Genomic DNA, 23117 nt, shown 5'->3' on the forward strand with positions numbered 1-23117 from the left:
TAATTTAATAAGAAAGGCAAGTCTATGCAAGTACCTGATAATTCACATCTTCCTCCTTCTTCATCAAGTAACAACTCGGAGAGAAGGAATCAACAAACCACAAGCCCTCAGCTTAACTCTTACCTCGGCAGAGTAGTCACCGAACTATCGGCTAACGATATAGAAGACAATGGGGGCTCAAGTATTGTAAATGCTTCTCTTTTCAACCAAGCCATGATTTACACTTGCTGTGGACGTACAGAAGACTTGGAAGTCATAAAAAGATATGAGCAAGACAAAAAAGGCAAAGTTTGTATTTTTTGCAGAAATAAAGAGTATAATCTTGTTCCAAACCGTGATATGCAAAATGTGATCGATGCCGCTAAAGCCAAAGAAAAGGCAAAGAACAATCAAGAAACCGATCAAGCCCCAAAAGACCCTGTTGAGATATTAATTGATCAAATTGCCGTCAAAATGCTTGAAAACCCGGTAGCCGCTTTAGAATTTTGCTACAATTGCTGGGAAACTTATGAAGACAACCCTAAATTGATCGATATTAAAGATAGTATTCTCGAAACCCTCCGCAATCGCTATAAGACTGAAAAAGATACCTTATTCGGTTTGCTGCTTGAATTTGAAGACAAGATTTGCGTCAAAGCGTTAGAGACTTTTAGACATGATCTGACTAAACTCTTTGATAACGAGCATAAAAGCGAAGCTGATCATCTCTCTAGAAGACAATCTCAAGCACAAACCCCGCAGGCTACCATCTTTACTATCAGGCTCGGAAGCGGAAAAGAAGGAATTTTTCAAGGCATAGAAGAAATTTATAAAAGCTACTCCGAGGACCCAACTCCCTGCGTTAGAATATCAACTCAGAGAGCCACAAACTTCATAAACGATCTTTTAAGAGTCTCTGCCGAAAAAATCAACTCCTCCCCGATAGGGCAATCTTTGACCCTTGTCTTAGAGGCTTCTTTAAATTATTGTTACACAAGCACGAATACAGTTCCTCTAGGTTTTATCCAAACAATTGGCATACTTATAAGCCAATCCCTTTCAACAAACGTCTCACCGCAAACGAATATGTTAAGGATTAGCCGATTAGATCCAACGCAAACGTTATCTCTTCAGAGACAAATACAATCTCAGCAGCCTTTAGGTCAAGGGCCGCAGCGTTTTGCGCAAGCCCAAAGAACTCAACCATCCCGGCCCCAACAGCCAACTATAAGACCTTCACCCTCCCCTTTGACTCATCCGATTCCCTCAGGCCGTCAATACCAAGGAATGGCTGTTACTCAAACTCCTCGGCCCCAACAATATCCCGGAATGCCTCCTCAAACCCCTAGGCCGCAACAATATCCCGGAATGCCTGTTCCTCAACCTAGGCCTCAACAACGCGGAAGGGTGCCTGTGACTCAAACCCCTCGGGATCAACAATATACAGGCGTGCCTCAACCTTTTTTTACTACTCAACCTCAACAATACCCCGTGATGCCCCAATATCCGGATATGCCCCCTCTTCCACAACCTCCAAGACAACAAGGATCGGGAAATGCGCAAACCCTTCCACAAGGATATAGACCTACGTCCACACCAACTCACGGGAGGCCTCTTCCTTCGCAATCAATGCAATATCAAAATCACCAACACGTTATTACTTCAAATACTCAAGAAACAACGAGTTCATTACAGAATGTACCTTTCCTCAGAAGCGTTCCAGCTTTAGAGAATGGAAGCTTCTCCTCTTCTCCCTATGCAACAGACGAGCTACGTTCTATCCACTCACCTTTAATTAGGGCTATGCTTACATCAGACAATCCTCCGGTTCCGTCCAGCAGACAAGCCGCGAGGGAGGATCTATATGCCGGGGAAGAGCCTGAAGAAAAAGAAAATGATGATGATATTGATCCGGATAGCTTTTTCTCCGATTTCATAAATCCAAACGAGGATACACCTGCCTCATCCACCACATCCACCACATCCACCACATCTACTTCGTCTACCCCGCAAGCAAGCCAGACCCCTAACCAGAAATTAATTTTAAAAATGTATGAGGACTTAGCAAACTTAACAAGCGCTGTGGATGCGTTAGCTACAGAAACCATAAGCGGCGGTGAGAGAAAACGTAAGCATGATGATTCAAATCGCGAGTCAGAAGTAATTGATCTGGCATCCTCCGAGAAAGAAACCGAGACCGCTTCCGATGAAAAAGACGAAGAAAGCCTTGTTCCTAAAAGAAGAAGGCAAGATCAAGCAGCTCCTCCTTCTACTACCCTCTTTTTAGACGATGAAGAAGAAGAAGAAGTGGCCTCAGGAAACGTGTCTTCATTGGATTTAGTGGCTATGGACGAAGCTTCCACAATTCCAGGGATATTTATAGGACCGCCTCCACCTACCAGCACAAGCCAATATGCAACTTCTAAAAAGCTTGTGGCAGGTTATGATGTAGAACCTATCTTCCGTGCTATAGACCATGTAAGTTTTAGGGATTATAAAGCAGCGATTGCTCTTATACCAAAAGAGCATTTACCGGTGGTTTTTACCACCAAAGTCAACTTAACTTATGTCAATATGGCTCTCATTAATTATGTCTTTACACAGCCGGCAAGCCAAAAAAAGCATACGGACATTAGAAAGATTGCTCTTCACATGCTTAAAATGGGTGTGCCTTTAACTGAAGAAATCCTTCTTACTAAACCTAATAAAGTGTACTGGAAAAATTCATTTTTCGTTGAAAAAGCCAAGGAAGCCGGGCTTTTGAAATATAACCCTTATAATAAGAAAAAATAGCTTTATAAAGGTTAATAAATTCTCTTCTTTCTAAAACTTAAGCTTTAAGCTTAAGTTTTAGAAAGGCAAATCCCTCGAGTTTCCCCCTCTTGCAGAGATATTTCGTTTCCGTTTATTATCACTTTCTTCATTCCTTCACCCATTAAGGAATTGGCGATAACATCTAATCCAAATTTTAAGGCAAGGAAGAGTTAATTAAACTCAAACCTTGCGGGACTGAAATATTTAAGGAGATTGATCATGATAAAAGGATTAGCAAAAAAAATTTGTTTATCAACTTTCGTTATAAGCTCGCTCTTTTTTGGTAAAGCTACACTAATTGCTAAAGTCAGCGTCTCGGAGCAAGTTTCAAAAGATTTCACAGCGGTTGCTAAAAAAGCCATTCCGGCGGTTGTTTCAATACAAATAAAAGCTAAAGAAAAAGATTCCTCTAGAATTAGTGGAAACCCTACTAGTTCAGATCCACTCCAGGATTTTTTCCAAGATGATTTTTTTGAACATTTTTTTGGCAGAAGAAAACAAACAGCTGTAAAACCAAGAGAACAGCAAGTTTTTATCGGCCAAGCTTCAGGGTTTATCGTTTCAAAAGATGGCACTATTATTACAAACAACCATGTAGTCAGTGAAGCCTCAGAGATACTCGTAATTTTAAATGATGGACGTGAATTTGACGCCAAAGTTATCGGAAAAGATCCAAATACCGACCTTGCAGTCATAAAAATTGAGGGTGATAACTTTCCTTATTTGGAACTTGGAAATTCCGATAATTTAGAGGTCGGCCAATGGGTCGTGGCCATAGGAAATCCTCTCGGATTACAAGCTTCATTAACAGTAGGCGTGGTTAGTGCCAAGGGTAGAAATAACTTAGACCTTGTGCGTATAGAAGACTTTATTCAAACCGATGCGACAATTAATCGCGGCAATTCGGGGGGACCTCTTCTTAATTTGGAGGGCGATGTCATCGGAGTGAACACAGCTATTGCGAGCAACTTAAGTTCAGGCGGTTATATTGGAATCGGATTTGCTATTCCAAGCAATATGGCAACTAACGTTTTAGAGCAGCTTATGAAAAATGGCTCTGTATCGAGAGGCTATTTAGGTGTTATTTTACAAGAGGTAGACAAAGGCTTGGCTCAAGCTTTTGGATTAGACCGTGCTGAAGGGGCTCTTTTAGCCGAAGTTCAAAAAGGATCGGCTGCTGAAAATGCAGGTCTTAAGCAAGGAGATATTATTTTAAAATATAATAATAACAAGGTGACGAATCTTGCCGGGCTTAGAAATGCCATTGCCATGATGCCTCCAAAAACCAAAGTTTTGCTCTCTTATTTACGAGACGGGAAATTACAGGAAACAACGGTTGAGCTTGGTCTATTAGCCGGCGATGCTGTTGAAAAAGGCAATCAAAAAGCTGCAGAATCTTTGGGGATTACAGTTGAACCCTTAACTAAGGAAATAGCGAGTAATCTTGGACTCTTGAGTGAAAAAGGAGTCGTAGTAAGCTCTGTGGATTCTGGTAGCGCCGCATCCTTTGCCGGCATTAAGAAAGGTGCGCTAATTCTTTCTGTGAATCAAAGAAGTGTAACAACCCCTGAAGAATTTAAACAATATATCAAAGAGACGCCTCCCGGTAAACCGGTGCTTTTCCTTATAAAACAGGGAGAGCTGACCCGATATATCTCGATTAAAGTCGGTTAATTTCTTAAAGCGCCCCGGGCTTTTAAAGTTCCGGGGCCATTTCTTTTTCTCTAAAATTCTTTTTCTGCTATTCTTTAAACCCAAGTTTTAAGCTTTAATTCGCTTAAATCTACCGTCTTTTCTTAATGTATGGATTTAATCCTATGAAATACGATACCGTTCGAGGCCTTGAAAAACATCTGCTGGCTTGCAAAAACAGCCACTTTGCCAATTGCTATTTTGCAATTGTTGAAGATGCTTTTGATCGCCGGCTTGTTAGAAAAATGATTCTTTCCTCACTTTCTCAAAACTCTCTACAGGTGTTTCTAAAAGGTGGCGAGCTAAAGCCGGGATTTTTAAGAGAAGAGCTTCTCTCTCAAAATCTATTTTCTAAAAGAAAAACAATTGTTGTCGATGAGGCGGAAAAAATACCAAAGCCAGATATCGACCTCGTTATACCCTTCCTGGAAAAAAGGGAAACTAACCTCTCTCTTGTCTTTTTTGCAAACTCTATTAGAAAAGACAATCGCCTTTATAAAGTCGTCGAAAAATATGGGGTTATTTTAGATCTGCCCGAAGAAAAACCCTGGCAGAAAGAAAAAAATATTACAGGATGGCTCATTGAAATGGCGGAAGGCTATCAAAAGAAGCTTTCATTTGATGGTGCGAAAAAAATTACAGCTTCCCTAGGTTTAGATAAAGAGCTTTTGCACTCCGAGCTTGAAAAACTTGTTTCCTATGTCGGTGAAAAAAAAGAAATCCAATTAAAAGATGTTTTAGAGGTCTCTTTTGAAATACCAAGCGACACCGCCTGGCAGCTTGGGGAGGCAATCTTTCAAAGAAAAGCATCGGAAGCTCATCAAATAGTCTCTAACCTCTTAAAAAATGGCACCCCGCCCCTGCAAATCTTAAAACAAATCAGAAGCCAATTCCAAACCGATTTCCAAGTAGCTTCCTTACTCTCTCAAGGAAAGAGAAAAGAGGATATTTCCTTGGAGTTTCCCTATATGAAAGGCTTTATTCTCGATCAGCATATAAAAGCGTCCTATTATGGCTTAGAATCCTTTAAAAAAGGCTTTTTAGCTATAGACGCTTCCGATCTTGAGCTTCGTAATTCATCGATAGATCCGGAGTTTTCAATAGAAAAATTAGTATTAAACTTGTGTATAAGGTAATTATGACCCAACTTGAAAAGAAAAGAGCTCTTCTTCTTTTGCCAAACCTTTTAGGTGATCTGCCTCACCATGAACCTTTTCTTCCAAAAAGCATAGATAAAGCCGTTAAAAGCTTGGATGGTCTTATTGCGGAAAGCGAAACCGCCGGAAGACGTTTTTTAGGAAGATTTGAGCTTGAAAAAGATGTCCGTCTCATTCCAATTTCTGTTTATAATAAGGACACGCCCGATAAAGACATTGACTTTCTACTAGAACCCATTTCAAAAAATAATGAGAGATGGGGTTTAATCTCGGATGCAGGGCTTCCTTGCATTGCGGATCCGGGCGGAAAATTGGTCTACCGGGCGAGACGTCTTGGCATCCCGATTCAAGCCTTTGTCGGACCCTCTTCCATTTACTTAAGCCTCATGCTTTCCGGATTGCAAGGCCAAAAATTTTGCTTCCATGGTTATTTGCCTTTTGAAAAAAACTTCAAAATTCAAGCGATAAAAAACCTTGAGAAAAAGGCTTTAGATAATTCAGAGACTCAGATTTTTATAGAAACGGGTTTCAGAAATAATGATCTTCTGCAAGACTTGATAGCGACCCTTTCCGAGACCACCTTGCTATCTATTATGTGGGACATCAGTTTGCCAAATCAAGGGGGCGGAACTTACACCGTAGCAGAGTGGAAAGCAAGCCCTCTTCCCAATCTCCACAAGCGTTTTGCTATATTTTTAGTAGGAAAGCCTTGGTAAGGGGTTTAAGGGGCTCTTTTTTTACTTAAAAAATCTTGGATCTCGGGCAAGTCAAGAAGGGTTTGAAAAGAGCTTTCCTTCATTAGGTTTTCAAGGGAAATGTCATAAGTTAAAGCGCTTTTAAGCCAGCTTAACGCTTCATTTCCCTTTTTTAATTCTCCAAAAGATAGCGAATTTAAAAGGGCCGTTTTAAAGTTGGGATCTTCACTATAAGTCTTTTTACCTATCTCTACGGCTTCTTGAAAGTGTTTTGTTAAAAATGCGATCTCTTGGAACTGCTTTAACGAATGGGTGTTCAGTCGATCTTTAACAGGCAATAAAAGATCATAAGCCTCATTTATTTTGCCCTGCCTCTTTAAAGTCTCTGCTAAAAATTCCATGGCCGTCATATAGATTAAGCCGCTTCCGCTTTTTTTAATCACATTTTTTAAAGTCGATGAAGCTTCTTCATAATGCCTGCTATTAAGCAGGTTTTCGCCTTGCCTAAGCTCTTTCCAAAGGGCTGCATTTTGATCTTCATCGCTCATATTAAGAGAAGTTGTGAAGTTCCTAAAGTTTTCAAAAAGGAGGAGAAAGAAAAGAATGCCGCCTAGCATATTTTGACGATAGAAAAAATAAAGGCCGGCTATCAGACAAAGAATAATGCTTAAAAAATAGGTAAAACGAACTCCCTTAAATCCAAAAAGGCTTTCTAAGATAATGGCAAGAAGCCTGCCTCCATCTAAAGGCTGAACGGGAATCAAATTAACCACTGTCCAAAATAAATTGGCAAGATAGGTAATTTTTAAAGTGTATAGGAGCATTCCGCTTGGATTTATCTTCTCCATTAAAAAATAGGCAAAAAGTCCAAGCATCAAGCCGAAGATAGGTCCTAAAAGGACTACAATAAAATCGCGAACTCGTGAAATCGGTTTTCCTGTCCGTCTTGTAACGCCTCCCCAACCGGTTAGTGTGATCATCACATGCTGTCCAAAATATTTAGCCGAGAGCGCATGTCCAAGCTCATGAACTAAAACGGATACAAAAATAACGATCATCCATAGAAGCGTAAGCTCCAATCTTTGAGAAGAAAGCCAGCCGATGATAGCTGACATAAGAATAAATAAGGGCTGAATTCTAATAGGGATTCCCGGCATAGCATCACTTAAAATTTAATTTATTTTCCAAGAGCTGACTTAACCGCCAATCCCATATCGGCAGGGCTTTTAGCCCCATATCGGCAGGACTTTTAGCAACTGTCACAGAAGCTTTTTTTAAAGCTTGAATTTTGCCTTCAGCTGTCCCCTTGCCTTGAGAAACAATAGCCCCGGCATGGCCCATTCTTCTTCCCGGAGGCGCTGTCTGTCCGGCAATAAAGGCGGCTACAGGTTTTTTTGCATGCATTTTAATCCAGTCGGCAGCAAGCTCCTCATCTTCACCGCCAATTTCGCCGATAAGCAAAATGGCATGAGTTTCAGGGTCTTTGTTAAATAGCTCTAAAACATCAATAAAGTGCGTGCCGTTTAAAGGATCGCCTCCTATTCCGACACAAGTGGATTGTCCAAGTCCCAATTGCGTGGTTTGAAAGACGGCTTCATAGGTGAGCGTTCCCGATCTTGAAACAATGCCAATATTGCCTTTTTTATGAATATAGCCCGGCATAATACCTATTTTACAAGCATCCGGAACGATAACACCCGGGCAATTAGGTCCAATCAAACGGCTTTTTTTACTGTTCCGCATCACGTTTGCAACCTCCAACATATCCCTGACCGGGATGCCTTCTGTAATGCAAACAATTAGAGGGATCTCCGAAGCCTCAGCTTCCAAAATGGCATCTGCCGCAAAAGGAGCCGGCACGAAAATTAAAGTGGCGTCGCAATCGGTTTCTTTTTTGGCTTCTTCAACCGTACCAAAGACTTTTAAGCCAAGCACCTCTTCACCGCCCCGGCCCGGGGTTACACCTCCGCAAAATTGAGTTCCATACTCCATGCATTGTTCTGTGTGGAACTGTCCGGCTTTCCCCGTAATGCCTTGTGTGATTACTTTTGTATGCTTGCCTACTAAAATTGCCATGATTAAAACAACCTTAAATTATTTTTTTGTAAGTGCTACTGCTTTTTCAGCAGCGTCAGATAAATCTTCAGCAACCGTGATATTTAAGTTTGATTTTGCAAAGACTTCTTTCCCTTTAGCCACATTGGTCCCTTCCATACGAACCACTAAGGGAATCGACATTCCAATTTCTTTAACCGCCATAACAACACCTAAAGCTAAGGTCTCGCAGTTCATAATCCCGCCAAAGATATTGATTAAAATGGCTTTCACATCTTTATCAGCCAAAATGATTTTAAAACCTTCTGCCACTTTTTCTTTAGAAGCGCTTCCTCCAACATCTAAAAAGTTTGCCGGCTTCCCTCCATGCAGATGGATTAAATCCATGGTAGCCATCGCAAGTCCGGCCCCATTCACCATGCAGCCGATATTGCCTTTTAAGGCGACATAGGCTAAGTCAAATTGCTTAGCTCTTGCTTCACTTGCAGAATCTTGCGTAGGGTCATAAAAAGAGGCAATTTCGCTTTGTCTAAAAAGAGCATTGTCATCAACAGAAAGCTTAGCATCTAAAGCTATAATTTCATTATCTTTTGTTTTTACAAGCGGGTTGATTTCAAATAGGGAAGCATCCGATTGAACAAAAGCTTTAGCCAAGCCCGCAATCGCTTTTTTTCCTTCTTTGGCAGCTTTCCCCTCCCATCCCATGAATTTTGCGATTTGGACATGCTGGTAATTTCTTAAAGTGCCGTCTAAACCGATAGGAAAGGTTTTAATTTTATCCGGAAACTTTAAAGCGACCTCTTCAATATCCATTCCGCCTTCAAGCGAAAGTATCAAATTGGCGACCGCTTTTTTTCGATCGATGACAACGGCTGCGTAATATTCTTTTTCAATATCAGTAAGCTCAGAAATCATAAGGAGATTAGCGATAATGCCGGCATCCCCCGTTTGATTATTGATGATTCTCATTCCAAGCATCTTTTGAACGGCCTTTAAGGCTTCATCTTTTGTCTTGCAAAGCTTAACGCCGCCGGCTTTTCCTCTTCCTCCGGCATGAATTTGAACCTTAATGACCGATTCATTTAACTCAAGCTCATCAAGAGCATTTTTAGCTTCTTCAAGAGAAGAAACCACTCTATATCGAGGCACAGAAACCCCAAACCGCTCTAAAATTATTTTTGCTTGGAACTCGTGAACATTCATGGACGAATTTTCCTTAAACTTTAACTTTTTAGTCATTAGGAGCAGCAAACAATTTCGAGTTTTCTTTTTAAAGAACTCCTGCTACCATGGATCTTCTCTTTTAAAAATTACAATAGCGTATCTTCTGGAATCATGGTACTAAATTTTATAAAGTCCGGTTACGAAAAAGTAAAAGAAGCTCTTTCAAAAACAAGCTCTTTTCTTGGCGGAAGGCTTAAGACGCTTTTTGGCAGAGGCCTAGATGAGGACACTCTTGAAGAAATTGAACGTGTTCTCTATGAAGCTGACCTCGGTGTCCAAACGGTTCAAGAATTGGTAAATTCTCTTGGCGAATACTATAAAAAAAATCCGGGGGCTAAAGAAGAAGACTATTTTAATCTCATCCGTAAAACACTAATTTCCATTTTTCAAAATGACAACAGCTCTCTAAAAGAGGCGGAAAGCGGCCCAACTGTTCTTCTTGTTGTGGGTGTAAATGGAAGCGGGAAAACCACTTTAATTGCAAAATTAGCCCAGCATTTGAAAAACCAGAACAAAAATATTCTTATCGGCGCAGGCGATACTTTTCGAGCGGCTGCGGTTGACCAACTCTCCCATTGGGCTGAAAAAATCGGTTGCGATATTGTAAAGGCCTCCCCTTTTAGCGATCCTGCGGCAGTAGCTTTTGACTCGATAGATGCAGCTATTGCAAGAAAAAAAGATCTTGTTTTTATAGATACGGCAGGAAGGTTGCAGAATAAAACCCACCTGATGCAAGAGCTTGAAAAAATTGAAAAAACGATCCGAAAAAAAATCCCTGAAGCACCCCATGAAACCCTTCTTGTCATTGACGCCAATACAGGACAAAACGGAGTTGAGCAAGCTAAGCTATTTTTAAAATATGTCAAAGTTTCAGGCCTTGTCTTAACCAAATTGGATGGTTCGAGTAAAGGCGGCGTCGTCGTCAGCATTAGACGCAATCTTAATATCCCCGTAAAGTTTATTGGAGTAGGTGAGGGTGTAGATGATTTGAAACCCTTTGAGCCAGAAGAATTTATAGATTCCCTCCTAGCAAAGTAAGTTTAATAAATAATTTATTATTTCTTAATAATCATCCCAGGTAATCGTCTTTTTAATTAATTATTCCTAAAAAATCTTGAAATAGAAATTAAAAAAAATCAAAATAAGGTTAGAGGATTGCGGCTGTTGCTTAGCACCCCTCAATAGTTGGACTTAAAGTTCGACACCTCTCTTTGACGAGGCAAACCCTTTACTTTTAGGTTCTTTAAAGAACCAAAGTCTTATATTTAAGGCGTGAAACCATTAGGTTTCCACAAATTAAAGTCCAAAAGGACTCAAGACAAAAGGAGGGTTGTTGCCTCGCCAATTATTCTTTAGCGAGAAGTTAACCTGTTGGAGGTTTATGAATACGTTGAAGAAAATCTTTATAGTTAGTTCTATCCTCGCAACAGTCCTAATCTTGCCAAAGACATTGAATGCAACAACTTCCTCAGTTGGTGATTCAAATACTCAGATTGCTAGAAGCGGTGGTGGACATCACGGCGGAGGCGGACACCATGGCGGCGGAGGTCGTCACGGTGGTGGTGGTCATTGGGGAGGCGGCGGTGGTCGTCATTGGCATGGTGGTAGCGGCAATTACTGGCGTGGCGGCAATTGGAATTACGGCTATAGAAATTATTATAGCCCATGGGGCGGTAGCTCATCTTACTACTATCCCTATAGCTACTACTATTACGACTCCTACCCTTATTCTAACTATTACTATTACCCCTATGGCAGCAGTTACTATTATCCAAGTTCCGGTTCCGGCGTCTACTTCCAATTTGGCGGATAGATTAGGACATGTTATAACATTATCACAGGATAATGAAACGCAGGAGCTATCGAAAAGCTCCTGATTTTTTTTACCTATTGATCTCTCAATTTAGCTCATTGGTACAACTTCGATTAAGTTTTATTGAAAATTTGGCTGATAGACCCCTATCAAAATCAAAATCTCTATTAAAACTTCAAACAAAATAAAAGCCGCTATAAAAATTAGCACCCCTTTCCCTCCGGGAAATCGATAGCTTTTCTCTTCAAATTTTTTTTCATAACGCCCCTTATAGACCATTACAACAGGAAGCAATCCAAGTAAAAGCGCGCACCCAAACCCGCCTGCTAGACTTAATGAAGATAAGAATAGATTTGGGTTATAAAGCGTGATGAGCAAAGGAGGCATTAAAGTCGCAAGACAAAGTAAGAACCGGCCTTTAGGCGTCTTCCTGACTTTTAAGCCGTCAGCTAAGAAATCCAAAAGTCCAAGCGTCACTCCAAAAAAAGAGGTGATCAGCGCAAAAAAAGAAAAAAACTGACCGACGACATAAATCCTTGGATCCTGTAGGTACCCTTTTAGAGGGTAAACGGCATTTTGCCCTAGTTGATGAGCCTCGCTTAAGCTTCCTTCTCCAAAAGGTGGAACAATCCCCATAATCAAACCTTGCCAGAGGACATAGGCAAAGAAAGGAAGCGAGCTGCCAATTAAAATGGCTTTTCTTGTGGCTTTCGCATCATGTTTTAAATAACCAAAAAGAGTCGGAACGATACCTTGATACGCAAAAGCTGTAAAAGCAACAGGCAAACCGATTAGACTCTTTGAAATATCAATACGCTTTAATAAATCGATTTTAATATGGCTTATCCCGAAATAGACAAAGGCAAAATAGAAAATAAATAATCCCGCCATTAAAAAGACGTTTAGTTTTGAGACCACTCTCGGCCCTGAAAAAATGAAAGGAGCAAAAAGCCCGGCAAATATCCAAGGGGCTGCTTTTTCAGAGATTTGATTGTGAAAAAGCTCTCTTAAAAGGCCTCCGCATCCTGTGACATAAGCTAAGGTCAGCATGTAAAAAAGAAAAAGATACAAAACCCATGCAAAAATTTTTCCATAAGACCCTGTCGTTTTTTCAGCCATGCTAACTAAGTTAGATTCTTCATGCATCCAAAGCGATGTTTCTAAGATTAAAAGCCCGGTTGAAGCCATAAGAGCCCAACATATGAAATAAATAACAATGGATGGGAGAAAGCCCCCCCAAAAAGTTTCTACAGGAAGAGCGAGCATCCCCCCGCCAATTGAGGTGCCGGCTACAAGAAGGGCCCCTTTTAACATGCGGTCTGTTTGTGTCATAATATAATGCTAATCCTTAGTTTAAGACGGAAAGGATAATAGCATAACAACTTTCTAAACTAAAAATAAAAAATAAATTTTTGTATAGGTAAGCAATAATAGACTTCTTTCGAAATTCGCTTTGATTGGAAAAGGGAGTTGTTTTTGGACAAATCTTTTGATAAATTTTGAGGCCATATGCATACATATGGTCGAGAAATTTAGCGGAAAAGATGCCAAAAAGAACCCATTTAACAATCGAATGGAATTTCGAAAGAAGTCTAATGCCTTTTCTCTAAATCCTAACTCTCTAATATTATAAAAATTATTCTACAGTCACTGATTTAGCAAGATTTCTTGGCTGATCAATAGACTCCCCTCTTTCATAAGCAATGTAATAGGCGAGAAGTTGTGTTGCAATGGTTGCTAAAATCGGAGACAAAGAGTCAATCGTCTCAGGGATAAAAATGACATCATCGGCTATGCGATCGACATCCTTTTCATCTTTTGAAGCAATCGCAATCACGGGTCCTTTTCTTGCTTTAACCTCCATTATATTGCTTAACATTTTAGCGTATGTCTTCTTGTTTGTAGTTAAAGCAACCGTCGGACAGTCAGGGTTGATCAAAGCAATAGGGCCATGTTTCATTTCACCCGCCGGATACCCATTCGCATTAATATAAGAAATTTCTTTTAATTTAAGGGCGCCTTCTAAAGCCGTCGGGTACATGTATTGACGGCCGAGGAAAAAGAAGTTGTCGAAAGAGCTGTATTTTTTTGCGATCCCCCTGATAATTTCCCGCTCTTCAAGAATTGATTTGACTAAATCCGGAAGCTTATTCAAGTGATTTAGGAATCGAACTCCTTCATCCCGGCTTAAATGACGCATTCTTGCAAGAAGGAGAGCTAATAAACTTAAAATAGTTAATTGGCTTGTGAAGGCTTTTGTTGAGCAAACCCCAACTTCCGGACCCGCATTTAGGAAAATGGTATAGTCCGACTCTCTTGCAAGAGAAGAACCTTGAACATTGCAAAGCGCTAAGACCTTAGCCCCTTTTGCTTTTAATTCACGTACCGCCGCTAAAGTATCTGCTGTTTCACCCGATTGACTGATGGCAATAACAAGAGCATTCTCATTGAGAATAGGATTTTTGTAGCGAAACTCAGAAGATATTTCAACTTGGACAGGAATTCTTGAGAATTCTTCAAAAAGGTATGAGGCCACATAACCGGCATGCCAAGAAGTGCCGCATGCTAAAATAAGAATACGGCTTACACTACCAAGACGAGGAAGCTCCTGCTGCAAACCTGTAAAAACAGCTGTGCCAAGCTCTTCATTTATTTTTCCAGAAAGCGCATTTCTAATCGTCTGAGGCTGCTCAAAAATTTCTTTTAAAGTATAGTGTTCAAATTGACCTTTGGAAGAGTCATAAACCCCAACTTTAAGCTCTTCTTGTTTTTTCTCAAGCCGTTCCATATCAGAACTAAAGACTTCTAACTTATCTTTTTTCACAAGCGCAATTTCAGAGTTGGAGAGGAAGACGACTTTTCTTGTATGCGGAGCAAAAGAATTAGGGTCTGATGCAATGAAAGCCTCTTCATTTCCAATGCCGATCACCATAGGAGATTCATGGGCCACAGCTACAATTGAATCAGGATGGTCTTTATGAACAATCGCAAGTGCAAAAGCCCCTTTTAAAAGCTGTACTGTTTCTTTAACCGCTTGGACAAGATCTCCTTTATAGAAATGAGAAATTAGGTGAGCTACAACTTCGGTATCTGTGTCTGAAAGAAACTCGACCCCCTTTTTCTTAAGCTCGTCTTTCAGCCCTTGATAATTTTCAATAATGCCATTATGGACGACAGCAAGAGATTTTTTATCATCGAAATGAGGGTGGGCGTTGATTTGAGAAGGCTCTCCGTGGGTTGCCCATCTTGTATGGGAAATGGCGACATCCAAGCTTAAATGAGACTTTTCAATCTCTTCTTCAAGCCGAGATACTTTGCCAACTTCCTTGCAACTTAAAATTTTGCCATCTTTTACACCGGCTATGCCTGCTGAATCATACCCGCGATACTCTAATTTCTTTAACCCTTCAATGGCTTTCTTAACAGGATTATTAGAGCCTACATAACCATAAATACCACACATACTCTACCTAAAACAATATTTTAACTTTTTTTAGCCTAAGGATTAATAAGTTTCTACTTATTCGAACCAATTTCATTTTTTACACTCGAAGCAATGCTATCTGCAAGTTCCTGGACAGCTTCTTTACTTTTTCCTTCGACCATCACGCGGCATATTTTTTCAGTGCCAGAATAGCGTACGAGCACCCTTCCTGATTTATTCAGTTTTTCCTCAGCCTGATGAATGCTTTTTTGTATAGGCTCAATCTTATTTAAGTCAGGTTTATCCTTCACAGGGATGTTTATGCAAACCTGAGGGTACTTTTCTATAAACGAAGCAAGTGAACTTAAGGGTTCATTTTTTTCTTTCATGATGCTTAAAACTTGCAGCGCAGAGACAAGACCGTCGCCTGTCGTGTTGTAATCTGAAAAAATAAGATGGCCGCTTTGCTCGCCTCCAAGATTTAAATCATGTCTAAGCATTTCTTGGATGACATAACGATCTCCAACCGGCGCTTGAATAACTTCTAAACCAAGATCTTCCATGGCCTTGATAAAACCGTAGTTTGCCATGACTGTGGAAACAATTTTCTTATTCTTAAGCTTATTTTTTTCAAGATAGTTTTTAGCGCAGATGCCTAAAATAACATCTCCGTCATGAATCGTTCCCTTTTCATCAACCAACATAATCCTATCAGCATCTCCGTCAAGCGCGATGCCTATATTGGCATGATGACGTTTAACCGCTTCTTGAACATATCCTGGATGAAGAGCTCCGCAATGATCATTAATGTTAAGGCCATTTGGCTGCACCCCGTAGGAATAAACTTCCGCATCCAACTCTCTAAAAATAAAAGGAGCTACTCTATGAGCTGCGCCATGAGCGCAATCAAGAGCTATCTTTAAACCATTTAAATTCATTTTTCGCGGGAAGGTGGCTTTCGCGTATTCAATGTACCTTCCATCGGCGTCGTTTACCTTAGCGTTTTTACCGATCTCATTATCTTTTGGCAAATCTTCACTAAAAACATTGTTAGCCACAAGGTTTTCAATTTGGGTTTCCCATTCATCGGAAAATTTAATCCCTTCTGAGGAGAAAAATTTTATACCGTTGTCATAAAAGGGATTATGCGATGCAGAAATAACAATACCCGCGTCCGCTCGATAAGCACGCGTGATAAAAGCGACACCCGGAGTTGGCAAGGGTCCCACCATCAAAGTATCCACCCCCATAGAACATAGTCCTGAAATTAGAGCGTTTTCAAACATATAGCATGAAAGCCTCGTATCTTTGCCAATCACCACTCGGCTTTTTTTATTTTTTTCTCTAAAAAACAATCCCGCTGCCCGGCCTAACGCTAATGCAACTTCAACAGTCATAGGGTATTGGTTAGCCCGGCCTCTTACGCCATCGGTTCCAAAAATCTTATTCTTCATCTTTTAAGGGCGCCTTATAAATAATGATTTTAAAAATAAATTATCCGGAGTTCTTTTTTCTCATTTGCTAAAGACATTATCTTTCGTCTCGAGAGAAGACTCCTTGAAAAATAAGTAAAATAAGGGAATTTCTTAAAAAATCCACTTAAAATCCTTCCGAAATTGTCAAATTTTGATAAAATCATTAGAAAAGATTCATTAATACTTTCTTGACGGCAAAAGAAACGAATCTTATCCTATTAAGAGAGAAGAGGTGAGGTCTTCCTCTTTATTATAAAACAAAAAATTATTATTTCGGCGTTCCTTGCAGCAAAAAATTTATTTCGCACCTGAACATGAAATCAATTCTAAGTTAATCGATCCGGATGCCATCTATGTGATCGAAAAGCTTAAGAGTTCCGGATATGACGCTTATCTTGTAGGCGGTAGCGTTCGCGATCTCCTAACCAAAAAAAAACCTAAAGATTTTGATATTTCAACGTCAGCCAAACCGGAAGAAATCAAAGCCATTTTTCAAAGACGCTGTATTTTAATTGGAAGAAGATTTCGACTCGCCCATATTCGTTTTGGCCACAAGGTCTTTGAAGTCTCTACCTTCCGCGCCGGAGACAATGACTCTGAAAGCCTGATTCTTCATGACAACATCTGGGGCACACCGCAAGAAGATGTTTTAAGGCGGGATTTCACAATCAACGGCCTATTTTACGACCCCTCGAGCCATTCTGTCATCGACTATGTCGGCGGCTGGAAGGATATTCATGAAGGGGTATTAAAAACGATCGGCGATCCGGCTATTCGCTTTAAGCAAGACCCCGTGCGGATGATTCGTTTAGTAAAGTTTGCCGCCAGATTAAAATTTAAAATTAACCCTGACGCCGAAGCTGCCCTTCAAAGCTGTAAAAATGATATTTTAAAAAGCTCTCCGTCAAGGATTTTGGAAGAGTTCTTCAGAATGCTTGAATCCGGCGCTGCCGCCCCTTTCTTTAAACTGATGATTTCGTACGGCATGCTGGATATGCTTTTTCCTTCCCTTAATCAATTTTTAAGAAGCGCTAAAGGATCTGAGACTTTTAGGTTTTTAAAAGCTGTCGATGCGATTCACCAGCAGTCGGATAAAACCTTTGATCGATCGGTTTTAACCGCTTGTCTTCTCTTTCCGATCTTGGAAGAAGAGCTAAAAAACGAATTTCTCTCAAAAGAGTTAAAACCCCATCTTGGCGAGATTATCATCACCATCTCAAACATTATTAAAGCTTTTGTCACTCATTCATTTTCACATTTTCCAAGAAGATTGAACGCTCTCGCAAGCTACATTTTATCGACCCAGTATCGTTTTACTCCTTTTTCCGGAAAAAGGCATCATAAGCCTAAAATTTTGCATCACAAAGAATTTCCTTTAGCCTTGCAATTTTTTAAAATTCGATCCATTCTGGACAATGAATTATCGCCTCTTTTCGAATCATGGAAAAAAGTTTATCTTCAAGAAATGCATCATGGAAAGCAGCACGGATCCCACTCCCATAAGGAAAGACCCTATATTTCCAGAAGGAAACATACAGAAGGACGACAAAGAAACGCTCCAAGCGCCGAACGGCATTGAGTTTCTTTTTGATGGCCCATCTCTTGAGGCTGGAATAAAACCTCTTTTTTTATACTTTGCTCTATCCAAAGAGGCGAGCCTGAAAGAACCTCCTTTTAACAGGCCGATTACAACTTTAAAAGAAAACTATAAGACCGTTCGTCTAGCCTCGGTTTCGCTCCCCTTTCATAACCCTAAATACCCGATTGAGGATGCGATGTCTTCATGGAGCCAAGCTTTTAAAGATGACCCCGATTTCTTAAATCACTTCATTGAAAACTTAAAAGAAGCGGTCCTATTTCTCATAGCTAAAGGGATTGTATCAAAAGAAAGGTTAGGTTTTGGCGGCCTTTCAAGAGGCGGCTACATAGCAGGCAGACTTGCAAGCCTTATAAAAGCAAAAGCGCTTTTAGTCTATGCCCCTTTGACTGAACTTACTTTTTTATCGGAACTAAAAGAAATCCAAAATAAAACCCATTTAAAAAATTATTCCAAAGATCTTGGCGAAATAGAGGTTCGAGCTTACATTGGCAACCGAGATCAAAGAGTCGGTACAAGAAATTGTTTTGATTGGATTGAATCGATTGTTGAAGAGCAATATAAAGACTCCATTCGATCTCCGAAAGTTGAATTAATTTTAAGCCCTTCGATCGGGCATAAAGGTCATGGTACACCGCCTTTTGTCTTTGATGCAGGCGCTCATTGGATGGGAATGATTTTAACAGAAACAGGTTCTTCCTTGTTGTCATAAAAACCTATTGATATAATCGAAAAACAATTAAGAAACCTTGAAGAAAGCACTTATGAAAATTAAATACTCGCTTGTCATTCCTTTAAAAAATGAAGAAGGAAACATAGAAAAACTTATTGAAGAAATCGAAGCTGTTATGCCGGCTCTTAACGAGCCTTTCGAAGTCATTTGCATTGATGACGGCTCAACTGATTCTACCCTTCAGATTTTAAAAAATCTCGTGCTTTCTAAAAAATTTTTAAAAGTGTTGGTTTTTTCGAATAACTTTGGCCAATCAAGCGCCTTTGATGCCGGTTTTAAAGCAGCGCAAGGCCAGATCGTGATCACACTTGATGGCGATAGGCAAAATGACCCAAAAGATATTCCAAAGCTAATCGAAGCTATAAATTCAGGCTTTGATCTTGTTTTAGGCGTAAGGCAAAAAAGAAAAGATACTTTTTCAAAACGTTGGATTTCAAAAATTGCGAACAAGGTCCGAAGCTTTGTCTGTAAAGATGGGGTAAGCGATACGGGCTGCTCTTTAAAAGCCTATCGAAAAGAAGCTTTAAATAAAATTAAGCTTTTTCACGGAATGCACCGTTTTTTACCCGCTTTATTTCTTATGGAAGGCTTAAAGATTAAAGAAATTAAAGTTTCGCATAGGGAAAGAGCGTCCGGAAAAACCAAGTACCACTTTTTTAACCGCTCGCTCAACACAGTTTATGATATGCTTGCAGTCCGCTGGATGCTAAAGCGAACGCTTGTTTACAAAATTGAAAAAGAGCTTCCCTAAGATGGCTTCTTTTCAAGAATTACTCTATCCTTTGGGTTTTATCTCCACCTTTTTTTTTGGTCTTCGCACCTTAAGCCAATGGGGGGTTAGCGAAGTCAAAAAAAGAAGCTCTGTTCCTAAAATTTTCTGGCATTTTTCGCTTGCCGGCAATCTTTCGCTTTTATTGCATAGCTTGATACAATTGCAATACCATGTCTCTATCGTTCAAGCCATTAATGCGATTATTTCAATCCGCAATCTTGATCTTTTAAAAGGGACGCATCAAAGGCTATCGTTAAAAAGCACTCTTTTTTTAGGTTTTGCAAATCTTCTATTAGTTTCACTCTATTTCAATTTTCAAACTCTATGGTTTGAAGGCGACCCCAAATGGTTTAGAAGCCCATTTTCACCCCTTAACTTTAATGATGGTTTTTTATTTTATATCTGGCATGGATTTGGAGTTTTAGGTTTATTTCTCTTCAACAGCCGATTTTGGTATCAATGGTGGCGTTCAGAAAAAAATCGGATAAGCACCCTTGATAAAACGTTTTGGCAAATTAGTTTTATAGGGAGTTTTTTTTGTCTCTTTTATTTTTTAACTCAGCTGGATGTGGTGAATGCCATCGGCCCGGTCGGCAATTTAATTCCCATCCTAAGAAACTTAATGTTAATAAAAAAAGAAGAGAGGGTCTCTTAAAGTGAATCCGAACGTGTTCCTTTTTGCCGGAGAAGATAGCGGCGATATTCATGGCGAAGTTCTAGTTTCCCTTTTAGCTTCTCAAAACAAAGACGATGAACTTTGGGGTGTCGGCGGAAAAAGGATGAGAAAAGCCGGGTTGAAAGCGCTTTTTCCGACAGAAAGTTTTATGGTGATGGGTTTCCAAGATGTTCTTTTTAATCTGCCCTCCCTTATAAAAAAATTTTATAAAATAAGAAATGCCATCTTAAAGAAATCGCCAAAAGCTGTAATTTTAATCGATTACCCGGAATTTAATTTATTGCTCGCAAAATCCCTTAGAAAAAAAGGATTCAAGGGGAAAATCGTTCAAATGATCTGCCCAACTGTCTGGGCCTGGCGAAAATCGAGGATCAAAACATTAGAAAAATGCTTCGATCTTCTTTTAACCATCTACCCCTTTGAGAAAGAGCTATTTAAAAATAGCTCTTTAAAAGTTGAGTACATTGGCAATCCCGTCGCTGAAAAAATAGCCAACCACCCTTATCTCACTCATTGGAATTTGAATTTCGAGCTTAATTTAAACCAGCCGCTCCTCTCTCTTTTTCCGGGAAGCCGCACTAAAGAAATCGAAAGAAATTTTATTAAACAGCTTGAAAGTGCAAAACTTCTTTTAGATTCTTTTCCCGATCTTCAGTTGGCAATTTCTGTGGCAAGGCCCAATTTATTGACGAAGATGAAGCAAATCTTAAAGAAAAGCCCATTATCCAAGAAAAGAAGAAAAATAGCTTTTATTCCTCAGGAACTAAGCTATGAGCTTATGCGATCTACAACTGCTGCTATCGCCAAATGCGGGACCGTGACCTTGGAGCTTGCTCTCCATGGCTGTCCAACTCTTGTCACGTACGAAACCTCTTTTCTGAATCGCTTCTTAGCTAAATACCTCTTTCGGTTGAAACTGCCCCATTTTTCAATTGCTAATATCCTCGCAGAAAAAACTATTTTTCCTGAGTTTATAAGAAACCCGGAAAACCCGGTCTGTTACGCGAACACACTTAGGCCTTATCTCACGCAAACTTTAGAAAGGCAAAAAATTTTGATAGAGTGTCAAAAAGTCAAGGAAATGCTTAAGATAGAAAATGGAAAAGAAAGACTTTTAAAAGCGATTACCCCCTTTATCACGTAAATGAAAAAGCTTTATTATTTTATTATTCAAAAAACACTCCCCCAATTTTTTGCTTCCTTATTTAAAGCCGTCCTTCACCTTTTAATCAAAACCTGCCGGGTCGAAGTGGCCGGGCTTGAAACCTTTAAAAAGAGTCAAAAAGATAAGGCTTGCATTTTAGCTCTCTGGCATAGCCGGTTAGCGATAGCTCCCGAACTTTTAAAAAAATTTGCGAAGGAGTTTCGTTATGCGGCGCTTATCAGTCGAAGCCGGGATGGGGAAATTATTTCGACCGTGGTTGAAAGCTACCCTCAAGCCATCTCGGTACGGGTTTCTCATAACGCTCGATTTGCCGGGCTTAAAGAAGCAATATGTGAAATAAAAAAAGAAGGGCGTATTTTAGTCATCACCCCTGATGGACCGAGAGGCCCTCCAAAAAAAGTCAAACTTGGCCTATCTAAAGCTCAAGTGATGGCTGAGGCTCTTGTCATCCCCTTAAGCTGGAGCGCAAGTTCTTGCTTTACTCTTTCCACCTGGGATAGAATGCAAATTCCAAAGCCTTTCTCTAGAATAAAAGTCGTATTCGGGAATCCGATTTTTCCGGACGTTGAAGAAAATAATCTCAAAGTTGAAGAAGGTTTGCTTTTAGCAGATGAACTTTCTAGACTTTCCAGTTAAGGATCATTTTTTTGTATTTGTTTATGAATTGGCCTTGAAGAAGCTCTTTTGCTTTAAATAGGGTATGCCCAATACTTTTAGAGGTAGAATAGCCATGGCACTTAATTACAAGCTCTTCCACTCCGCCGACAATAGCCCCAGGGTACTCTGAATAGTCAAACATGGAGGTCAACTCAGATGAAACGCATCTAGATTTTCCGTCTTTTGTAGCACTTATCACATCAAAAATAAAGTCTGACATCCCTTCCGCTGTTTTCAAAAAGATATTGCCGGTCACCCCATCAGAGGCTAAGGCATCTACCTTGCCGGAAAAGGCAACGTTCGGTTCCACATTCCCAACAAACTCCACCTTTTCATTATCTTTAAAAATTGCCTTGATTTCTATAAAGGCATCACGATGGAAAGGAGACCCTTTATGCCCTTCGCTTCCGATATTTAGAAGCCCAAGGCGTATCTTTTTTTCCGGGTTATCGTAGGAGGCGTAAGCGGCTGCAAGAAAAGCCGACTGGACAATATTTGAAGTTCGCGGGCTTGCGTTACCCCCAACATCGGAAATGTAAATAGAGCCTTTTTTACTAGGAAGCTTGGCCACGAGCATCGGTCTTTTAATTAAGGGAATTTTTTTTAGAAATAGGGTTGAAGCGCCAATTAAGGCTCCTGTGCTGCCAAGCGATATAAAGGCATCCAGCTCTTGATTTTTCAGCATGAAAACCCCAACTCTTGTCGTAGAATCCTCTTTTTCAACAAGCGCTTTTAAAGGGTCGTCTTCCTGAGAAATGTAATGGGAACAGGACTTAAGAAAAATATTTTTAGAGGCGCTCTTTTTTAAAAGAGCACGGCATGCAGGGTAAAATTTTTTTTGAACAAAGCATGTAATTTGAAAAGGAAGAAAAGCTGTTTTCCCATCAAGAACAGCATTAAGAAGACTATCTGGAGAAGTGTCACTTCCCATTAAATCAAGACCAATTCGCCAATAAGGAGTGCTTAAAGAAGCGCTGATGGGGGTCATTGATTCTTAATTACTCTTCTTGTTTTGATCCCATCATCAAGCCATTGCCATAAGCTCCGCATGAATTGCAAACAGTATGGGGTATTTTTAGTGTTCCACAGTTTGAACAAGTACGGGTTTGTTTTGGTTTCTTAGCGTGATGAGATCTTCTGGAATTCTTCCTAGACGTCGAAAGACGGTTGCGTGGTACGGCCATGATCT

At 40.0% G+C, this 23117-nt stretch carries 20 protein-coding genes; 12 read left to right on the plus strand and 8 right to left on the minus strand.

Going from position 1 to position 23117, the window contains the following annotated elements:
- Window positions 1-24 precede the first annotated feature (24 nt).
- The 4 genes from CSEC_RS06795 to CSEC_RS06810 all read left to right on the plus strand — a co-directional run bounded on the left by CSEC_RS06795 (window position 25) and on the right by CSEC_RS06810 (window position 6358).
- Window positions 25-2772 carry a hypothetical protein gene (locus CSEC_RS06795; protein ID WP_041017689.1) on the plus strand — a complete coding sequence of 916 codons (2748 nt, stop codon included), beginning with the start codon at window positions 25-27 and terminating at the stop codon, window positions 2770-2772.
- 240 nt (window positions 2773-3012) lie between these two features.
- Window positions 3013-4467, plus strand: a complete 1455-nt coding sequence (locus CSEC_RS06800) for a Do family serine endopeptidase (protein ID WP_041017690.1) — start codon at window positions 3013-3015, stop codon at window positions 4465-4467.
- Between the two features lie 143 nt (window positions 4468-4610).
- Complete coding sequence (holA, locus tag CSEC_RS06805) at window positions 4611-5621, plus strand: DNA polymerase III subunit delta (protein WP_041017691.1); 1011 nt, start codon at window positions 4611-4613, stop codon at window positions 5619-5621.
- Between the two features lie 2 nt (window positions 5622-5623).
- The gene (locus CSEC_RS06810) at window positions 5624-6358 is read left to right on the plus strand and encodes an SAM-dependent methyltransferase (protein ID WP_041017692.1); all 735 of its coding nucleotides are present in this window, start codon (window positions 5624-5626) and stop codon (window positions 6356-6358) included.
- A gap of 5 nt (window positions 6359-6363) precedes the next feature.
- On the opposite strand, the gene CSEC_RS06815 is transcribed toward CSEC_RS06810, so the two are convergent.
- From CSEC_RS06815 to sucC, 3 genes are read right to left on the minus strand one after another with little or no spacing between them, the layout of a single operon-like run.
- A complete protein-coding gene (locus CSEC_RS06815; protein ID WP_053331861.1) occupies window positions 6364-7494 on the minus strand; it encodes a site-2 protease family protein in 1131 nt (376 codons plus the stop codon).
- Window positions 7495-7498: 4 nt separating this feature from the next.
- Entirely contained in the window at window positions 7499-8413 is a 915-nt protein-coding gene (sucD, locus tag CSEC_RS06820) for a succinate--CoA ligase subunit alpha (protein ID WP_041017693.1), read from the minus strand.
- 18 nt (window positions 8414-8431) lie between these two features.
- On the minus strand, window positions 8432-9595 hold the full coding sequence (gene sucC, locus CSEC_RS06825) for an ADP-forming succinate--CoA ligase subunit beta (protein WP_041017694.1): 1164 nt from the start codon (window positions 9593-9595) through the stop codon (window positions 8432-8434).
- Window positions 9596-9727: 132 nt separating this feature from the next.
- On the opposite strand from sucC, the gene ftsY reads away from it, so the two are divergent.
- Together ftsY and CSEC_RS06835 are read left to right on the plus strand one after the other, a co-directional pair.
- Complete coding sequence (gene ftsY, locus CSEC_RS06830; protein ID WP_041017695.1) at window positions 9728-10654, plus strand: signal recognition particle-docking protein FtsY; 927 nt, start codon at window positions 9728-9730, stop codon at window positions 10652-10654.
- Window positions 10655-11070: 416 nt separating this feature from the next.
- Window positions 11071-11493: a hypothetical protein gene (locus CSEC_RS06835; RefSeq protein WP_041017696.1), complete on the plus strand. Its 423-nt coding sequence runs from the start codon at window positions 11071-11073 to the stop codon at window positions 11491-11493.
- Window positions 11494-11549: 56 nt separating this feature from the next.
- On the opposite strand, the gene CSEC_RS06840 is transcribed toward CSEC_RS06835, so the two are convergent.
- The 3 genes from CSEC_RS06840 to glmM form a co-directional block, all read right to left on the minus strand.
- The gene (locus tag CSEC_RS06840; protein WP_041017697.1) at window positions 11550-12761 is read right to left on the minus strand and encodes an amino acid permease; all 1212 of its coding nucleotides are present in this window, start codon (window positions 12759-12761) and stop codon (window positions 11550-11552) included.
- Window positions 12762-13065: 304 nt separating this feature from the next.
- Entirely contained in the window at window positions 13066-14892 is a 1827-nt protein-coding gene (gene glmS, locus CSEC_RS06845) for a glutamine--fructose-6-phosphate transaminase (isomerizing) (protein WP_041017698.1), read from the minus strand.
- Window positions 14893-14945: 53 nt separating this feature from the next.
- A complete protein-coding gene (gene glmM, locus CSEC_RS06850; protein ID WP_041017699.1) occupies window positions 14946-16307 on the minus strand; it encodes a phosphoglucosamine mutase in 1362 nt (453 codons plus the stop codon).
- 304 nt (window positions 16308-16611) lie between these two features.
- On the opposite strand from glmM, the gene pcnB reads away from it, so the two are divergent.
- The 6 genes from pcnB to CSEC_RS06880 are packed head-to-tail and all read left to right on the plus strand — an operon-like array spanning window position 16612 to window position 21907.
- On the plus strand, window positions 16612-17907 hold the full coding sequence (pcnB, locus tag CSEC_RS06855; protein ID WP_053331862.1) for a polynucleotide adenylyltransferase PcnB: 1296 nt from the start codon (window positions 16612-16614) through the stop codon (window positions 17905-17907).
- Window positions 17801-18637 carry an alpha/beta hydrolase gene (locus CSEC_RS06860; RefSeq protein WP_053331863.1) on the plus strand — a complete coding sequence of 279 codons (837 nt, stop codon included), beginning with the start codon at window positions 17801-17803 and terminating at the stop codon, window positions 18635-18637. The genes pcnB and CSEC_RS06860 overlap by 107 nt, the downstream gene beginning before the upstream one ends.
- Window positions 18638-18689: 52 nt before the next feature.
- On the plus strand, window positions 18690-19409 hold the full coding sequence (locus CSEC_RS06865; protein WP_041017700.1) for a glycosyltransferase family 2 protein: 720 nt from the start codon (window positions 18690-18692) through the stop codon (window positions 19407-19409).
- Window position 19410: 1 nt separating this feature from the next.
- Entirely contained in the window at window positions 19411-20085 is a 675-nt protein-coding gene (locus CSEC_RS06870) for a lipid-A-disaccharide synthase N-terminal domain-containing protein (protein ID WP_041017701.1), read from the plus strand.
- Window position 20086: 1 nt separating this feature from the next.
- Window positions 20087-21250: a lipid-A-disaccharide synthase gene (gene lpxB / locus CSEC_RS06875; protein ID WP_079978001.1), complete on the plus strand. Its 1164-nt coding sequence runs from the start codon at window positions 20087-20089 to the stop codon at window positions 21248-21250.
- On the plus strand, window positions 21251-21907 hold the full coding sequence (locus CSEC_RS06880) for a lysophospholipid acyltransferase family protein (protein ID WP_053331865.1): 657 nt from the start codon (window positions 21251-21253) through the stop codon (window positions 21905-21907). It begins immediately after the preceding gene.
- Here CSEC_RS06880 and CSEC_RS06885 read toward each other — a convergent pair.
- Window positions 21891-22916, minus strand: a complete 1026-nt coding sequence (locus tag CSEC_RS06885) for a hypothetical protein (protein WP_041017702.1) — start codon at window positions 22914-22916, stop codon at window positions 21891-21893. The two genes, CSEC_RS06880 and CSEC_RS06885, sit on opposite strands and share 17 nt — an antisense overlap.
- Window positions 22917-22926: 10 nt before the next feature.
- The gene (gene rpmF / locus CSEC_RS13010) at window positions 22927-23112 is read right to left on the minus strand and encodes a 50S ribosomal protein L32 (RefSeq protein ID WP_079978002.1); all 186 of its coding nucleotides are present in this window, start codon (window positions 23110-23112) and stop codon (window positions 22927-22929) included.
- Window positions 23113-23117 lie beyond the last annotated feature (5 nt).

Origin of the sequence: Criblamydia sequanensis CRIB-18 (genome assembly GCF_000750955.1) — a bacterium.
GTDB lineage: Bacteria > Chlamydiota > Chlamydiia > Chlamydiales > Criblamydiaceae > Criblamydia > Criblamydia sequanensis.

Coding starts and splice junctions, on each gene's coding strand:
- rpmF (WP_079978002.1), bottom strand. CDS start 23,112: ATGGCCGTACCACGCAACCGTCTTTCGACGTCTAGGAAGAATTCCAGA.
- CSEC_RS06880 (WP_053331865.1), top strand. CDS start 21,251: ATGAAAAAGCTTTATTATTTTATTATTCAAAAAACACTCCCCCAATTT.
- CSEC_RS06835 (WP_041017696.1), top strand. CDS start 11,071: ATGCAACAACTTCCTCAGTTGGTGATTCAAATACTCAGATTGCTAGAA.
- CSEC_RS06860 (WP_053331863.1), top strand. CDS start 17,801: ATGGAAAGCAGCACGGATCCCACTCCCATAAGGAAAGACCCTATATTT.
- glmM (WP_041017699.1), bottom strand. CDS start 16,307: ATGAAGAATAAGATTTTTGGAACCGATGGCGTAAGAGGCCGGGCTAAC.
- sucC (WP_041017694.1), bottom strand. CDS start 9,595: ATGAATGTTCACGAGTTCCAAGCAAAAATAATTTTAGAGCGGTTTGGG.
- ftsY (WP_041017695.1), top strand. CDS start 9,728: ATGGTACTAAATTTTATAAAGTCCGGTTACGAAAAAGTAAAAGAAGCT.
- CSEC_RS06840 (WP_041017697.1), bottom strand. CDS start 12,761: ATGACACAAACAGACCGCATGTTAAAAGGGGCCCTTCTTGTAGCCGGC.
- holA (WP_041017691.1), top strand. CDS start 4,611: ATGAAATACGATACCGTTCGAGGCCTTGAAAAACATCTGCTGGCTTGC.
- CSEC_RS06800 (WP_041017690.1), top strand. CDS start 3,013: ATGATAAAAGGATTAGCAAAAAAAATTTGTTTATCAACTTTCGTTATA.
- CSEC_RS06865 (WP_041017700.1), top strand. CDS start 18,690: ATGAAAATTAAATACTCGCTTGTCATTCCTTTAAAAAATGAAGAAGGA.
- sucD (WP_041017693.1), bottom strand. CDS start 8,413: ATGGCAATTTTAGTAGGCAAGCATACAAAAGTAATCACACAAGGCATT.
- glmS (WP_041017698.1), bottom strand. CDS start 14,892: ATGTGTGGTATTTATGGTTATGTAGGCTCTAATAATCCTGTTAAGAAA.
- CSEC_RS06885 (WP_041017702.1), bottom strand. CDS start 22,916: ATGACCCCCATCAGCGCTTCTTTAAGCACTCCTTATTGGCGAATTGGT.
- CSEC_RS06810 (WP_041017692.1), top strand. CDS start 5,624: ATGACCCAACTTGAAAAGAAAAGAGCTCTTCTTCTTTTGCCAAACCTT.
- CSEC_RS06815 (WP_053331861.1), bottom strand. CDS start 7,494: ATGCCGGGAATCCCTATTAGAATTCAGCCCTTATTTATTCTTATGTCA.
- CSEC_RS06795 (WP_041017689.1), top strand. CDS start 25: ATGCAAGTACCTGATAATTCACATCTTCCTCCTTCTTCATCAAGTAAC.
- CSEC_RS06870 (WP_041017701.1), top strand. CDS start 19,411: ATGGCTTCTTTTCAAGAATTACTCTATCCTTTGGGTTTTATCTCCACC.